The 16,356-nt window shown below is 55.5% G+C and carries 12 protein-coding genes; 8 read left to right on the top strand and 4 right to left on the bottom strand.

Going from position 1 to position 16,356, the window contains the following annotated elements; genetic code table 11:
• The first annotated feature begins 9 nt into the window (after positions 1–9).
• Both NAT21_RS07740 and NAT21_RS07735 read left to right on the top strand, forming a co-directional pair.
• The gene (locus NAT21_RS07740; RefSeq protein ID WP_250936940.1) at positions 10–1,476 is read left to right on the top strand and encodes an NCS1 family nucleobase:cation symporter-1; all 1,467 of its coding nucleotides are present in this window, start codon (positions 10–12) and stop codon (positions 1,474–1,476) included.
• Positions 1,477–1,660: 184 nt separating this feature from the next.
• Positions 1,661–3,397, top strand: coding sequence for a methyl-accepting chemotaxis protein (locus NAT21_RS07735; protein WP_250936938.1), 1,737 nt, complete (start codon positions 1,661–1,663; stop codon positions 3,395–3,397).
• Between the two features lie 110 nt (positions 3,398–3,507).
• Here the strand turns inward: NAT21_RS07735 and NAT21_RS07730 are convergent, their stop codons facing one another.
• From NAT21_RS07730 to NAT21_RS07715, 4 genes are all read right to left on the bottom strand, one after another.
• Complete coding sequence (locus NAT21_RS07730) at positions 3,508–4,656, bottom strand: glycosyltransferase (protein WP_250936935.1); 1,149 nt, start codon at positions 4,654–4,656, stop codon at positions 3,508–3,510.
• Between the two features lie 56 nt (positions 4,657–4,712).
• The gene (locus NAT21_RS07725) at positions 4,713–5,930 is read right to left on the bottom strand and encodes a PIG-L deacetylase family protein (protein WP_250936934.1); all 1,218 of its coding nucleotides are present in this window, start codon (positions 5,928–5,930) and stop codon (positions 4,713–4,715) included.
• Positions 5,927–7,138, bottom strand: coding sequence for a glycosyltransferase family 4 protein (locus NAT21_RS07720; RefSeq protein WP_250936925.1), 1,212 nt, complete (start codon positions 7,136–7,138; stop codon positions 5,927–5,929). Before NAT21_RS07720 ends, NAT21_RS07725 begins: the two co-directional genes overlap by 4 nt.
• 133 nt (positions 7,139–7,271) lie before the next feature.
• Positions 7,272–8,711 (bottom strand): SLC13 family permease, encoded by a 1,440-nt coding sequence (locus NAT21_RS07715; protein ID WP_250936924.1) that lies wholly within the window; start codon positions 8,709–8,711, stop codon positions 7,272–7,274.
• A 165-nt stretch (positions 8,712–8,876) separates the two neighbouring features.
• Here NAT21_RS07715 and galE point away from each other — a divergent pair, with 165 nt between their 5' ends.
• From galE to thrS, 6 genes are all read left to right on the top strand, one after another.
• On the top strand, positions 8,877–9,887 hold the full coding sequence (gene galE / locus NAT21_RS07710; RefSeq protein WP_250936923.1) for a UDP-glucose 4-epimerase GalE: 1,011 nt from the start codon (positions 8,877–8,879) through the stop codon (positions 9,885–9,887).
• Between the two features lie 103 nt (positions 9,888–9,990).
• The gene (locus NAT21_RS07705; protein WP_250936922.1) at positions 9,991–11,337 is read left to right on the top strand and encodes a UDP-glucose dehydrogenase family protein; all 1,347 of its coding nucleotides are present in this window, start codon (positions 9,991–9,993) and stop codon (positions 11,335–11,337) included.
• A gap of 11 nt (positions 11,338–11,348) precedes the next feature.
• Positions 11,349–12,491, top strand: coding sequence for a glycosyltransferase family 4 protein (locus tag NAT21_RS07700; protein WP_250936921.1), 1,143 nt, complete (start codon positions 11,349–11,351; stop codon positions 12,489–12,491).
• A 3-nt stretch (positions 12,492–12,494) separates the two neighbouring features.
• A complete protein-coding gene (locus tag NAT21_RS07695; protein WP_250936920.1) occupies positions 12,495–12,980 on the top strand; it encodes a DUF2489 domain-containing protein in 486 nt (161 codons plus the stop codon).
• A 299-nt stretch (positions 12,981–13,279) separates the two neighbouring features.
• Entirely contained in the window at positions 13,280–14,179 is a 900-nt protein-coding gene (locus tag NAT21_RS07690) for an OmpA family protein (RefSeq protein ID WP_250936919.1), read from the top strand.
• 248 nt (positions 14,180–14,427) lie between these two features.
• Positions 14,428–16,326: a threonine--tRNA ligase gene (thrS, locus tag NAT21_RS07685; protein WP_250936918.1), complete on the top strand. Its 1,899-nt coding sequence runs from the start codon at positions 14,428–14,430 to the stop codon at positions 16,324–16,326.
• Positions 16,327–16,356 lie beyond the last annotated feature (30 nt).

Here is a 16,356-nt window from a genome sequence, read left to right as displayed (position 1 = left end):
AGCCGCAGCATGGATAACAATTACAACACGCGTGACTGGAGTCCGACGCTTTACAACGACGATCTGGGGCCGGTTCGGCAGAAGTGGACGGCCTATAATATTTTCGCCTTCTGGATGTCTGATGTGCACAGCGTGGGGGGCTACGTGTTCGCCGCCAGTCTGTTCGCGCTGGGTCTGGCCGGCTGGCAGGTGCTCGTATCCCTGCTGGTAGGCATCGGCATCGTCCAGGTGGTTGCCAATCTGATGGCGCGTCCCAGTCAGCGTACCGGTGTGCCCTTTCCTGTGGTATGTCGCCTGTCCTTTGGCATCAGGGGTGCCAATGTGCCAGCTGTCATCCGTGGCCTGATTGCTGTCGTGTGGTATGGCATTCAGACCTACCTGGCCTCCAGCGCACTGGTTCTGGTGTTGTTGCGTTGGGTGCCATCGCTTGAACCTCTGGCCGGGCAGTATTTTCTGGGGCTGTCGCTGCTGGGCTGGATCGGGTTTTCAATCATGTGGGTGCTTCAGGCGCTGGTGTTCTGGCATGGCATGCATGCCATCAAGCGGTTTATCGACTGGGCCGGGCCTGCGGTCTATGCGGTCATGTTTCTGCTGGCTGGCTGGATTGTGTACAAGGCTGGCTGGAGCAACATCAGCTTTTCGATCGGCAGCAAAGAGTTGAGCGGAATGGATGCGGTGTGGCAGATGGTGGTCGCTGCGGCGCTGGTAGCAGGTTACTTTTCAGGACCAACCCTCAATTTTGGCGACTTTTCGCGGTATTGCCGCAGTGAGGCAGACGTTCGGCGCGGCAATTTCTGGGGCCTGCCAGTCAATTTCCTGCTGTTCTCGGTCATTACGATCGTGGTGGTATCCGGAACCCCCGCCGTGTTTGGCGAGATGATCAGCGATCCGGTAGAGACGGTGGCTCGCATCGATAATGCAACGGCTGCGGCACTGGGTGTGCTGACATTCATCATTGCCACCGTTGGCATTAATATCGTGGCCAACTTCGTGTCACCGGCATTCGACTTTGCTCACGTCGCACCGCAGCGTATCAGCTGGCGGACCGGGGGCATGATTGCGGCCATCGGCTCGATATTCATTACGCCCTGGAACCTGTTCAATAATCCGGACATCATCCATTACACCGTCGATCTGCTGGCGGCCCTCATTGGCCCGATCTACGGCATTGTATTGCTGGATTACTACCTGCTGAAGCGTCAAAAGGTCGATGTGAACGCGTTGTTCATTGATGACAGTCAGGGCGCCTATTACTTCCAGGGGGGGGTCAACTTCGAAGCGGTTAAAGCTCTTCTGGTCGCTGGAGTCGTTACGATCATCATTAATTTCATACCGGCACTGGGTGATCTTCGTCACTTTTCCGTCTTCATTGGCGGGTTGCTGGCGGCCGGGTGTTACGGGCTGTTTTCCGAGTACTGGCTGGGAGCTGCCACTGCAGGGCGCCGTGTCGTGGTTCCGACCGGAAGCCGCGTATAACGTGCCATTTCCTGAATCTGATGGGTATCGGGGCCTGACAGGGCCCCTTTTTATTGTCAGGCGTTTAATTTTTTCAAGCGAGTGCCGATACCGGAAAGGCGGTTAATACTGTCGGATGGCGCCCATGGATCGGGGCAGCATCCCTGCAGGGTATCAACAACTCCCAAGCATGGATTAAACGAACATGACAGTTGCGGATCGATTCAAGAGCGTAAGATATCGTCTCATTGGTGCCTTCGGCAGTGGCGTGGTCGTCGTGGTTGCTCTTGGCCTTTTTGGTGCCTATGGCATTCACGAAGCCAACGGTGACCTTGAACGGGTCTACAAGAACAACCTGATTGCCACCCAGTCTCTGGGCACCATCAAGAGTGAATTGTCCGAAATTCGCGGCAAGTCACTGAGCATGACCACCCTCAGGGATGATGCCCAGTCGGCGGAGATCCTCAAGGCGGTGCAGGCCTCCCAGGATGCGGTCAATACCAGCCTGGCCGCATATTATCCGGCCATGGTGTCATCGGGTGAGGAGCGTGAGGTCGCCATACGCTTCATCAATACCTATGATGCGATGTCCGCAGGACTTGAGCGGATGCTGGCGGCCATTCGCGCCTCCAATTATGACCAGGCTCGAGATCTGTACGTCAGTGACGTGAGGGCCAGCTTTCATGAAGCCCGCGACATCAGCAACCAGCTTCTGGCCATTCAGAACGATCAGTCCGCCACCTTTTACGCCAATTCCATGGCACGTTCGAATACTGAGCAGTGGGTTATCTGGCTGGCCATCGTCGTGGCGGCTGTTTCCACGGCAATCGTCGGTCTCTGGACCATTCGTTCGGTCATTGCCCCCTTGTTGAAAGCACGCGAACTGGCGGCCTCCATTGCCGAGGGTGAGCTGGACAACGACATTGATACGCGTCGTGCTGACGAGTTTGGCGACATGCTGCGTGGCCTGCATGCGATGCAGCAGCGCCTTTCTGCGGTAGTAACGCGCATGCACAGTAACTCCGAGTCCGTGCAGGTGGCAGCGAAGGAAATTGCCTCCGGTAATGACGATTTGAGTCGTCGTACCCAGGAGCAGGCTGCCAGTCTTGAGCAGACGGCGGCCTCCATGGAGGAGATGACATCGACGGTACGTCAGAACGCCGATAACGCTCAGCAGGCCAATCAACTGGCAGCCAGTGTCAGTGAAAAGGCAGTGCATGGCGGTGAAGTGGTTGGCAAGGCCGTTCAGGCGATGGAGGAGATCAACGCCTCCAGTAAGAAGATTGCCGATATTATCGGTCTGATTGATGAAATTGCGTTTCAGACCAATCTTTTGGCACTGAATGCTGCCGTTGAGGCAGCACGGGCCGGCGAACAGGGTCGTGGGTTTGCAGTAGTGGCTTCGGAAGTCCGGAATCTGGCGCAGCGCAGCGCCAAGGCCGCCAAGGAAATTACAGGGCTGGTCGAGGAAAGTGTGGTGCGTGTCGAGTCAGGCTCCAAACTGGTCAGCCTATCCGGCGACACGCTGGCGGACATCGTCGCCAGCGTCAAGCAGGTCAGCGGCATCGTGGCCGAGATTACCCATGCAAGTCAGGAACAGTCGACCGGTATCGACCAGGTGAATCAGGCTGTTTCACAGATGGACCAGGGCACGCAGCAAAATGCCGCGCTTGTTGAAGAAGCGGCGGCTGCGAGCCGAACACTTGAAGAGCAGGCCGAGGAGCTTCGCCAGGAAGTGGCCTTCTTCAAGCTGGGGCGTGCGGTAGCCAGTACCGGTGGGCAGAGGAAGGCCGCGCCGTCTTCACGTCCGGCAGTACCACCGGCGGCCAGGGCTTCAAGGCCTGCTGCGGCCTCGGCTCCAGGAAGGCTTCCGGCTGCGAAGGCACCTCGACGCGAGGCTGTCTCTGCAGTGGGCAATGATGATGACTGGGAAACCTTTTAACGCTTTACCCCTGTTTCAACGACTGATGTAAACATCTTCATGATGGTGTAGTCCCCGCTTGCCGCGCATGGAATGCCAAGGTTCCTGCGCGGCCTTTTTATTGTCGCCATTCAGGGCGTGACAGGCAGTGCCAGAAACTTCTCCATGATACGGGTATCCCTATAGCGTTCGTAAAGTTCCGGATCGGCAGAAATGTCAGGAGGGTTGTCAAGACCTTCACGTATCCTGGCGGCCAGTGACGCAATGGTGTCATCTGCGATCAGGCGCGCCTGATCATTGATCAGTACATTGCGAATACCGCCGGGCACATCCGGTGCTACACAGGGGGTGCCGCAAATCATGCTTTCTGCCAGCACGATACCGAATGCCTCACTGCGCGAACTAAGGATGAACAGGCGTGCGTGCTTCATCCAGGGGTAGGGGTTAACGCGGCTTCCGATCAGGTGGATGCGGTCCTCCGCATTGTGCTCACGAATCACGGCTTCGACATGGGGGCGCATGGGGCCATCACCGACAATGACCAGATCTTCATCAATGCCGGCAGCGAGATAGGCTTTAACCAGAACGTCCTGTCGCTTGACGTTTGACAGGCGGCACACTTGCACTACAAAGGGACGAGAAGGAAGTTCTACCGCCTCATTGGCCCGCTCCCTGATGCCGTCGATATCACACACATTACCGATGGTCGTCCAGCGTGCTGGCGAGATCCCGTAGAAGGCCAGCTGTTCTTCCAGTTGGCGGCGAACGTTTGGCGTATTGCAGACTACCTGTTTGCCTTCATAAAGCCTTCGCAGATAGAACCCTCGGAGGCGACCGCCGTATTCACCAGGCCAGGATACCGTAACCTGCCAGAGCCGAGGATCACGCCAGGACCACACGGTTTCAAAGGCGCCCTGGCCGCGCATGATAATTCGATCCAGCGGACCATGATCATGTTCCAGCGCAGCTACAAAGCGTTTCAGATAGCGCCCGCCGTACCAGCCGCGCCACACAAAGCCTGACCCCTTCATGAGGGGGGACAGCAGTGCACGGGTAGCAAGATCGTACAGCAGACCTATGCCGGTTTTACGAAAGGCCTTGTCGAAGTCCTTTCGGTGGACGTGAACACCCGGGTCCGGTGTCAGTTCATGTCCGCCCTTGAGAACCAGAATGTGAACCTCATGTCCCTCGCGGTGAAGCACATTGGCCAGATTGATTGTATTGCGTTCAATGCCGCCAATACTGAGTTTGCGAACTACCAGAAGAACACGCTGAGACATGACACATTGCCAACCATGGGAGAGGTCAACATGGTAGCGCACTCGTTAATACGCGCTCAAATTTCCCGGGCCCACCCGTCAAGGAACGCCTTTGTTTCAATGCATCTAAAGAATTCCGTAGACCGAATGGCCGCCTGAAAGTAAGGATCCCTTTCTACTGCAAACCGTGATGTAAAGCCGGAACGTCTGGCTTTCCTGCGCTGTTGGCGGGGTGAAAACCGATATGATAAATCACTCATGCTGTCCAGCAGTAATGCCTTGTGTTTTTGAAGCTCCGGGCTTAGCACGTGATGGTATGGGGCTGGTGCGTCATGGAACAGTTGCTTGACTGCGATACTGCCGGGTGGCGTCCAGGCTGGCTGACCGGCGGGCCCTGGTGGATAGCCCCCTTGATAGTGATTGGCGTACATCAGGATGGCCTCTGGCTGATGGTCGCTATCGGCCAGTGCCAATGCAAGTGCCAGCGAAGCTGCCTGGTGATCCGGGTGGGGATCGAATTCGGGGTCTGTCACCAGAATCGTGGCAGGCTTTATCTCATGGATCAGCTCGGTCAGGGGGGCGATGATGTCCTGGCGCACAAGGCCTGACGAGGAGGGCGACGGAAGCCTTCGATGATTATGCTGGCGCAGTGACTCGACCGGGATATCGGGTGTAATGGTCTGCTGGTCATGAACAAGTGCCCATCCCATGCCGTCCGGCATGCCGATCAGCGTGGAACGTTCAGGCGTGATGCCTGATAGCAGCGGTGTGGCGATGACATTCCAGGTTCGCCACTGCGCCTTGCGTTGCCGGGCGGCTTCAAGTGTATCGTCCAGCCCCGAAAGGTATTGACGCTCCAGACTTTTCAGTTTTTCTCCAGCAGACAGGGTGACAATATAGGTGTCATCTGCGTGGGTGGTATAAAGCCCTCCTGCTGCCAGTTCCGCATCGTCCGGATGAGGCGAAATGACAAGCCATGGCCCCTTGAGCTGCGGGCGTGGCCAGAGTCTTGTCACCGGCGTGCTGCTGAGTGTGGCGCCTTTCAGCGTCAACCTCATTTCCGCGTGTATCGTTTCTTCATGGAGTGGCCAGGTCAGACGCTGTTCAATGTGGTCTCGGTCCAGCGTGAATACGACCTCGGGTTGTCCTGGCTGATGGAGCGTCGCAGTCGGCAGGGGTTGCTGCCATGGTCGCCGTGATACACCAATATTGAAGGTGATATCCAGTGTTCCACCGTGGACGAGGCTGAAAGAGGCGCTGTCCTTTCCTGTGGCGCGGGTTTCCAGAAGGGTCATCTTGTTGTTCCATAATGGTGTAGATGGGACACCATGTTATCGACATAACGATCAAACCCGAATCGTTCGCGAACAAGTGCCTGCCCTGCGATACCCATGTTCTTTCGTCGTGTCTCATCCAGAAGCAGTTCAGCGGTTGCATCTGCAAGCTGCTTTGGCGATACCCCGAGCGGTGCCCTGAGAGTATCAGTATCAGGGTCATACACCTGTTCCGGAATACTTTCATGATTCGCATGCAGGGTGACGGAGGCCGGGGCTTCCGTGCAGGGTAATGTCATGCCGGTAATTCCTTCGCTCAGGGTTTCCGGCAGTCCGTCTACCCGGCTTCCAATCACAGGACATCCTGCTGCTGCAGCTTCCACACTGACCAGGCCAAAGGTTTCTCGAAAGGATGGGCACAGCAGTATGTCAAATTCAGCCATTCGGGCGTTGATGTCGCTGCAGTAGCCGTGAAACTGTACGGCACCCTCCAGGCCAAGTGATGCGCACTCCTGTCTCAGAGCTGCTTCCATCATACCGGTACCGATGATATGAAGTTCAACGTCAAGCCCACGATCCCTGATTATTTTCAATGCCTTGAGAGCAATGGGAAATCCCTTGACGGGGACCAGACGACCTACCATCCCCAGCCGATATCGATGCTTTTGTCTGGCTGGGCGATCAGTCGTCGCTTCACAAGTAACCTCCTGCCCGGGCATCAGGGGGTTATGTTGAACGATCAAGGGAACATGATCCACACCCCAGCGCAGCTCCAGCATGCGGCGGGTGGCGTTGGATACACAGATCACTGCCTCGCAGGCCTTCAGGTGATCAAGCCGGGCTGCGCTGGGGTTTGAGCGCCAGGCAGAGCCGTGGTCGTAATGAATGGTGGTGGCACCCAGTTTGCGATGGGCCTTGATCAATGGCACTGCATTGAGCTGTGACCAGCTCAGCAGTACGTCCGGCCTGTCGTGTTGTTTCAGTGCGCGTGTCAGGCTATGCGTACGTACATGTGTCAGCGCGCCGGGGATACGCACTCTTCCGGGCTTTTTATAGCTCATGACGGGCACGCTTTTCTGCATTTTCTGCTGGATGGCGGGCGCAATATGCGTCCCCTTGTTGACCAGCAGGTTGTGATGGCCCCGGGCTTCCAATGCGTGCACCAGGCTAGCACTCAACAGGCCAATGCCACCGGCTACATTGAAACTTGCGAAATGAGAGATATTCATGAGTATCGTTTACCGCAGAGCTAATTGAAACACTGTTTTTTAACAATGGGAGCATACTACGTAACGTCGGTAACAAAGCAAGCGAAAGCGCCGGAAATTGATCCGGCGCTTTCGTCATGAAAAGGTCTGCCGATTACAGCCAGAACAGGGTGATCAGCCCATAAGCCATGAAGGTAACGATCAGCGTACCGGCCAGATTCAATGCCAGACCGGCTGAAATCATCGACCCTATCTGCATTTTTCCTGTAGCGAAAACAATGGCATTGGGCGGCGTGGCGACCGGCATCATGAAGGCGCAGCTGGCTGCAATGGCAGCCGGCACGGTTATCAGGAGTACAGGCACGTTCAATGACAGGGCAAGCGCGCCCAGTAGCGGCAGGAAGGCTGCTGCGGTCGCTGTATTGGAGGTCACTTCCGTCAGAAAGATAATTACCAGAACAATGGCAAGTATAAGTAGTACCAATGGCAATATGCCGAAGATTGACAGATGCGCCGCTATCCATTCTGCCAGCCCCGAGCTTTTCACCGCACCGGCCAGGGACAGGCCACCACCAAACAGCAACAGTACGCCCCAGGGCAATTCGCTGGCATTATCCCAGCTCATCAACCGAGACTGACCCGGCTGGCCGGAGGGCATGAGGAACAGCCCCACACCGATAATCATGGCAATGCCGGTATCCGATAGCCATTCCATGCCCAGGTCATTGATAAGGGGGCGTAGAATCCAGAGTACCGCCGCTACGACAAATGTGACGGCGACACGCTTTTCGGCATGACTCATTGGCCCGAGTTCCTTGAGCTTGTCCTCGAACAGGGTTCTGCTCTGTTCACCATTGCCATGATCTGCAATGCCACGCGTCAGCCACCACCAGGTTAGCGCCATCATGGCGAGGGCAATGGGCAGGCCGACGATCATCCACTGCGCAAAGCCGATATCCATGTTCTGATCCGTGGACAGGTAGCCGGCAAGAAGCGCATTGGGGGGCGTGCCGATCAAAGTGGCAACGCCACCGATGCTGGCCGAGTAGGCGATGGCCAGTAACAGTGACGTGCCATACCGATCCATGCCTTCCTGTTTTTGATCATTCAACAGCGTAATGACGGACATGCCAATGGGCAGCATCATGATGGCCGTTGCCGTATTGGAAACCCACATGCTCATGAAGCCGGTGGCCAGCATGAACCCGGCAATCTGTCGCCTGGGAGAGTGTCCCACCTTCAGCAGGATATTGAGCGCAAGTCGGCGGTGCAGGTTCCAGTACTGCATGGCCAGCCCCAGCAGGAAGCCCCCCAGAAACAGAAAGATGATGGGGTTGGCATAGGGTGCCGTGGCAGTCTTTACATCGCCGATGCCCATGGCGGGTATCAGAATGATCGGCAACAGGGATGTGACCGGGATGGGGATGGCTTCGGTTGACCACCAGGTGGCCATCAGCAGTGCCAGACCTATGCAGTGCCACGCGGGCGGGGGCATCGAGGCGGGTGGGGGAATCAAAAGTACCAGTACGGCAAAGACAAACCCTATAATGAGCCCTATTCTAGGCGCAGTAAGTACATCTGCTTTCCTGTCCATGTATGGTCGTCCTTTATTGACATGTAGGTTCGGAAAGCGTGGTGCATCTTTCCGGCATGGGACACTTTGGCATATAAGCCTTTGGTATAATGTGTTTTCATTGTCGGTCATGGTGGGCGGCTTTGGCCCACTCCTTTTGAAAGTGTGTTGAATGGAGGTGAAGCAATGATTCTGGTAACCGGTGGCGCTGGCTATATCGGATCACACACCGTGGTAGCGCTCATGGAGGCGGGCCACGATGTGCTGGTACTCGACAACCTTTGCAATTCAAGCCAGCAGGCGCTTGAGCGCGTTGCAACACTGGTAGGCCGCGAAGTGCCTTTCATGGAAGGTGATATTCGTAATGAAGCATTGCTTGATCGACTGTTCGAAACGCATGACATTACCTCCGTTGTTCATTTCGCCGGTCTGAAGGCCGTCGGTGAGAGTGTAGCCCAGCCGATCAAATACTATGACAACAATGTCAGCGGTACGCTGATACTCTGTCGTGCAATGGATCGAGCCAACGTTCGCAATATTGTGTTCAGTTCTTCTGCGACGGTATACGGTGATCCGGCCACCGTGCCGATAACCGAAGACTTCCCGACGGCTGCGACCAATCCTTACGGTCGCTCCAAGCTGATGGTTGAAGAAATTCTGCGGGATCTCGCCGTGGCTGATGACAGCTGGCGTATCTGCCTGCTGCGTTACTTCAATCCGGTAGGGGCGCATGAAAGTGGCCGGATTGGTGAAGATCCTCAGGGCATCCCGAATAATCTGGTGCCGTTTATCAGCCAGGTCGCTATCGGGCGCCGTGATGAGCTTTCCGTCTTCGGCAGTGATTACAACACCAGCGATGGCACCGGGGTGCGGGACTATATCCACGTTACCGACCTGGCGGATGGCCACCTCAAGGCGATTGAATACCTTGAGCGCAATGAAGGGGTCTTTACCTTCAATCTGGGAACCGGCCAGGGGTATAGCGTGCTTGAAATGGTCAAGGCCTTCGAAAAGGCCAGTGAGCGCAATGTACCCTATGCGCTCAAGCCGCGTCGTCCTGGCGATATTGCTGAATGCTACGCTGAACCCGGGTATGCCGAGCAGGAGCTTGGCTGGAAAGCCCGGAAAGGCATAGAAGACATGATGGTAGATACATGGCGGTGGCAATATAATAACCCGCAAGGGTATGCCGAATAAGCAGTTGGCAGCGTATTTGAAGTCTTAATGTAAAGCGGGCCTGACAAACGCGTTTATCAGTCTGTCGTCCGCATGAAAAAACAGATGTACAAAGGAAGCTACATTGAAAATTACAGTCTTTGGTACCGGTTATGTTGGTCTGGTGACAGGTACATGTCTTGCTGATGTGGGTCACGACGTTGTGTGCATGGACGTCGATGCCGACAAGATCTCTCGTCTGGAGCAGGGTGAAATTCCCATTTTCGAGCCTGGTCTCTCCACCATGGTCGAACGCAATGTGTCCTCCGGTCGCCTGCGCTTTACTACCGATGCCGAGGCCGCAGTGGCTCATGGCGTGCTTCAGTTCATTGCCGTTGGTACGCCTCCGGATGAAGATGGCAGTGCTGATCTCAAGTATGTGCTGGCCGTGGCATCGACCATTGGCGAGTACATGCAGGACTACAAGGTTGTCATTGACAAGTCCACGGTGCCCGTCGGTACTGCGGATCGCGTGACTGCTGCCCTGCAGGCCAAGCTTGATGAGCGTGGCGCCTCGCTTTCCTTTGACGTGTGCTCCAATCCCGAGTTCTTGAAGGAAGGTGCTGCGATCGAAGACTTTACGCGTGGTGCGCGTATCGTGGTTGGTACTGATTCCGACAAGGTCGTTGAGCTGATGCGTGAATGTTACGGCCCATACAACCGTAACCATGATAAGCTGATGTTCATGGATGTTCGTGCGGCTGAGCTGACCAAGTATGCGGCAAATGCCATGCTGGCCACCAAGATCAGCTTCATGAACGAGATCTCCAACCTGGCAGAGCGTCTGGGTGCGGATGTTGAAGCCGTGCGTCGCGGTATCGGCAGTGATCCGCGTATCGGCTATCAGTTCATTTATCCGGGATGTGGCTACGGTGGCTCCTGTTTCCCGAAGGATGTTCAGGCGCTGGCTCGCACCGCCTCACAGGTCGGGTACGAAGCCGAGTTGCTCAACTCGGTGGAAGCCGTTAACTACCGCCAGAAAACAACGTTGTTCCGCAAGCTGTCTGCTGCCTTCAACGGTGAGTTGAAGGGCAAGACAATTGCTGTCTGGGGCCTTGCCTTCAAACCCAATACCGATGACATGCGCGAAGCGCCCAGCCGTACCCTGATGGAAGCCATCTGGGAAGCCGGTGGTCGAGTTCAGGCATATGACCCTGAAGCCATGAAGGAATGTCGCCGTATTTATGGCGACCGCGATGACCTGGTACTGGTGGCGGATCAAAGCCAGGCAGTACGTGGCGCTGATGCGCTGGTGATCGTTACCGAGTGGAAGGAATTCCGTACGCTTGACTTCAACTGGCTCAAGGATCAGCTGTCACTGCCGGTTCTGATCGATGGTCGTAACCTGTATGAGCCTGATGCCGTTCATGAGGCTGGTCTCATGTATTATGCGATCGGTCGTGGAGAGTCTCTCAAGCTGAATAACGCCTGAGAGGGTCATCAATGAAGGTATGTCCCGACAAGACGGCTGCCATTGCAATTCGCCAGGTAGAAAAGAATACCGGCGCCAGCCGTAATGCTTTCGAGCAGGCTGCAGTACTTCAGTCCCTGGGATACCGCGTTACCATTCTGGCCGAGCGTGCTCGGCCAGACCTGATCCGCGCCAGCGGTGTACGTTATGTGCACTGCTGGCGTTTTCCGTTCAAGGGCGCTATACGACGGTTCTGGTTCAACAGGCAGGTGCAGTGCTGGGCTCGGCGACATGCGCCAACGCTTCTCGTCAGTCACGGCGATGTTGAAACGCCGGATGTGGTCTACATGCACAACTGTGTACATCTGGCCAGCCAGCGAATCAACAAGGCACCACTTCCCAGGAATCATGAAGTAGCAGCAATACATGATCATGTCCTGAGTCGGGGGCGTTTTCGGCGCGTCGCGGTCAATTCACGTCTGATGGGCGATGAGTTGGTTTCCCGGTACGGTATACCTGACCACCAGATTGAGATCAGCTACCCTGGCTATGATGCCCATCGGTTCAACCCCGTGAGCGCCAGAGCTGGCCGTGATGCCGTGCGTCAGGCGATGGGGGTTGCCGATCACTGTTTTCTGGTCGGGCTGGTAACGTCAGGGAATTTCAAAAAACGCAACGTTGATGGCTTGATTACACTGGCTTCGGTGCTTTTGAAGCAGCAGAAAGCCTTTCATTTTCTGATCGTTGGCAAGGACGATCCAGCGCCTTATCAGGCACGCATAAGGCAACTCGGCCTGGAAGCCCATTTCAGTTGGCGCACGACCATTGATGAAGTGGAAACCCTTTATGGCGCTCTGGATCTGTTCATTCTCCCGGCGCATATCGAGGAGTTTGGGCGGGTGGCTCTGGAAGCCATGGCCTGTGCAACACCTGTGATGTTGTCACGCTACGTGGGTGCTTCCGAACTGATTGCCGATCGCTGGCCGGACCTTGTGATCGACCCTGATCAGGTCGAGTCGCATGTCAGTCAGATCCTTGCCTTGCTGAATGATGAGGCTCGCTGCAGATCAACAGGTGAGGCCATGGCGGAATTGGCTACTCACTACTCACATGAACAACAGGCCCGCAAGCTGGTGGCTTCTTTCGAGTCGCTGGTGGATATGCCTCAGGGGTAAATAATGTCGGCAATATGGCTTTGGGTCATTCTGGCAGCGTGTATCTTGACCGTGGCCGGACTTGCCCTGTATGCGCACAGGCTCTGGAAGGAAGTGCGTGTGCGCCAGGCGAGGGCCGCCAGTGAGGTTGAGCGTGCTCGTGTACAGTGCCTGGCTAACCTGGATGTGATTTCAAGGGCGATGCTGGCAGATCAGGTCGATCTGGTAGAAGGTGTGCTCAGGGCGTGTGTGATCATAGACATTCTGGATAGCACCCTGTTTGAACGTGAACCTCTGAAAGTGCTGCCTGAAATTCGCGAAAAAACCGCGCATCTGCATACCCATCAATCACGCTCGGAACTACCCGCACGCGAGCGCATGAAGGAGGATCGCGAGCGATTGAATATTGCCGGCAATTATCGTGATCGTATTCATGCAGCAGCCATGGAGCTGCAGGGGATGTGCAGTGGTCTGGGGGTCGAGGTCAAGGACGCCACATCTGGCACTTGATCTATTTTATGCTATTGTCTTGTGGAATATGCCCTGAAGGCTTTCATGATGCCCTTTTACGGCCGCGCTTTCGATTAAGCCCATTGTTTGATAAACACATTGAAAACGCTGTTCGACTATTGCATCATTCCGGTGAACAGGGCAGTTTATAAGCGTGATAGGGGCCTGGCCTCTATTCAGGTGATGAGAGCAGAGAGTGCGACGCTTGGATTGCTCAATGGAGCGCGCCCTGACCCTTTGCTGTCATTAACGACCGGTTAGCATGAAGCTAACCTGGATGTATCCCGAAGGAGTTTTAAATGAATAAATCAGCGACTGGCTTACTGCTCGGTTCTGCACTTGTCATGGGCCTTTCCGGCTGTGCAAGCTCCAGCAGTTCCTCTACTGCAGGTTCTTCCGATCAACCCTGGTATTCCACTCCCTTCGTCTGTGGTCTGGCTGGTGGTCTGATCGGTGGTGGTATCGGTTACAGCGTCAGCGGCGACAGCGACGAGGAAACTGGTGGTGCCATCGGCGGTGTCGCCGGTGCAACAGCAGGCGCCATGCTTTGTGCTGACAATTCTCCGACATCCATGGATTCCGACAATGATGGCGTGCCGGATGACCGTGATCAGTGCCCGGGTACACCGGCTGGCGTTGCAGTTGACGCACAGGGCTGCCCGCTTGATTCCGACAATGACGGTGTTGCTGACTATCAGGATCAGTGCCCGGGTACACCGGCTGGCGTAAGCGTTGATGCCAAGGGCTGCCCGCTTGATTCCGACGGTGATGGCGTGCCGGATTACCAGGACCAGTGCCCGAATACTCCGGCTGGTACCAAGGTAAATGCGCTGGGCTGCCCGGCCAATGTTGTCCTGCATGATGTCAACTTCAAGTTTGACTCCGCGCAGCTGACGTCCAGTGCCGAACAGATCCTGAACGGCGTTGCTCAGAAGCTGAACGGTAGCGACAGCGTTCGCGTTCGCGTTGAAGGTTATACCGACTCTGTTGGTTCTGACTCCTACAACAAGGACCTGTCTCAGCGTCGTGCTGATTCCGTCAAGAGCTACCTGGCAAGCCAGGGCGTTGACGCCAGCCGCATGGAAACCCAGGGTCTGGGTGAAACCAACTTTGTTGCTACCAACCAGACTGCAGAAGGCCGTGCGCAGAACCGTCGCGTAGAGCTTCGTCCGCTGGGTAGCGCAGGTGAGCTGAACTAAGCAGTTCCTTCGCCCGGCATCAGCCGAGCGCAAGCAGAAAGCCCCGGCCAATGCCGGGGCTTTTTTGTGTTGTCTGGACGGGCTTGCAGTGCCCCTGATAAGGTAGGCCGGCTTCACTGGCCAATGCCTGGGCTGAATCGCATACCGCCGTGTAAGGCGGGCAGGTTCAGAAAACGGCATTGGTCACCATCTATATGATTGTTCACGTGATCCTTGGTAGGGGTCACCACTGAACCAGAGGATTTTCAATGCCTGTTATAACCCTTCCCGACGGTTCTCAACGACGCTTCGATGCGCCTGTTTCCATCATGGGCGTAGCCGAGTCGATAGGTCCCGGGCTTGCCAAGGCTGCTGTCGCCGGAAAAATCAATGGCCAGCTTGTCGATGCAGCTGATGTGATTGAGCAGGATGCTGACGTAGCCATCATTACTGCGCGTGACCATGAAGGTCTCGAAATCATACGCCATACCTGTGCACACCTGCTGGGCCACGCAGTAAAACAGCTGTATCCGGACGCCAAAATGGCAATCGGTCCGGTCATTGATGATGGCTTTTACTACGACATCGATTTTGGTCAGTCCATTTCGGCAGATGATCTGGAAGCCATCGAAAAGCGCATGAAGGCGCTGATCGATACCAGTTATGATGTTGAGCGTGAATACGTAGGCAAGGACAAGGCTGAAGCCACGTTTGCAGCTCGGAACGAACCATACAAGCAGGAGATCGTTTCGGGCATCGGTGAAGGTGACACCATTCGTCTTTATCATCACCAGGAATATGTGGACATGTGCCGAGGTCCGCACGTGCCCAATACCCGTCACCTCAAGTCATTCAAGCTTTTGAAGCTTGCCGGCGCCTACTGGCGTGGAGATTCGACCAAGCCGATGCTGACTCGTATTTATGGCACGGCGTGGGGTGATAAAAAACAGCTCAAGGCATATCTGACACGGCTGGAAGAAGCGGAAAAGCGCGATCACCGCAAACTGGCCAAGCGCATGGATCTCTTCCATATGCAGGAAGAGTCACCGGGTATGGTATTCTGGCATCCGGGTGGCTGGTCCATCTGGCAGGTGGTTGAGCAATATCTGCGGGGTGTATACAAGCAGGGCGGTTATCAGGAAGTGCGCTGTCCGCAGGTCATGGATGTCTCACTCTGGAAGAAATCTGGACATTGGGACAACTATGCAGAGAACATGTTTTTCACCGAGTCAGAGAAACGTGAATACGCTCTGAAGCCCATGAACTGCCCGGGGCATGTTCAGTTGTTCAATCAGGGGCTCAAGAGCTACCGTGACCTGCCTGTTCGCTTTGGTGAATTTGGTGGTTGTCACCGTAACGAGCCATCCGGTGCACTGCATGGCATCATGCGTGTTCGTGCCTTTACCCAGGATGATGGCCACGTATTCTGTACCGAGCAACAGATCGAATCCGAGGTTACCGACTTCCATCGGCAGGCGCTCAAGGTGTATGGTGACTTCGGCTTTGATGATATCGAGGTGAAGATTGCCCTGCGCCCTGAAAAGCGGTTGGGTGATGATGAGGTCTGGGATCGTGCCGAAGGGGCACTTCGCAATGCTCTCTCGCAGTGTGATGTAACCTGGACCGAGCTTCCTGGGGAGGGCGCATTTTACGGGCCCAAGATCGAGTATCACATGAAGGATTGCCTGGGTCGTGAATGGCAGGTCGGTACCATGCAGGTTGATTTCATGATGCCGACAAGGCTTGGCGCCCAGTACGTGGCCGAGGATGGTAACCGTTATCCTCCTGTCATGCTGCACAGGGCCATTGTAGGATCGATGGAGCGCTTTATCGGTATCCTCATTGAACACTACGCTGGCAATCTGCCCAGCTGGCTTGCGCCAGTTCAGGCCGTTGTGATGAGTATCACGGATGCCCACTCGGAATATGCTCGCTCGGTAGTCGATCAGTTACAGTCTGCAGACGTTCGCGTCAAGTCGGACTTGAGAAACGAGAAGATTGGTTTTAAAATCCGGGAACATACGCTGATGAAAGTTCCTTATCTGCTGGTTATTGGTGATAAGGAAGTCGAGGCCGGTCACGTAGCGGTACGGACTCGTACCGGTGAAGACCTTGGAAGCATGCCGGTTTCGAAACTTCTTGCTACACTGTCTGACAGTGACAAGTAGTCTTTTCTTTTAAACATCATACGGAGACGT

The sequence above is a fragment of the Larsenimonas rhizosphaerae genome (assembly GCF_023700005.1).
In the GTDB taxonomy this organism is placed as follows: domain Bacteria; phylum Pseudomonadota; class Gammaproteobacteria; order Pseudomonadales; family Halomonadaceae; genus Larsenimonas; species Larsenimonas rhizosphaerae.
This window is presented reverse-complemented; position numbering and strand designations above follow the sequence as displayed.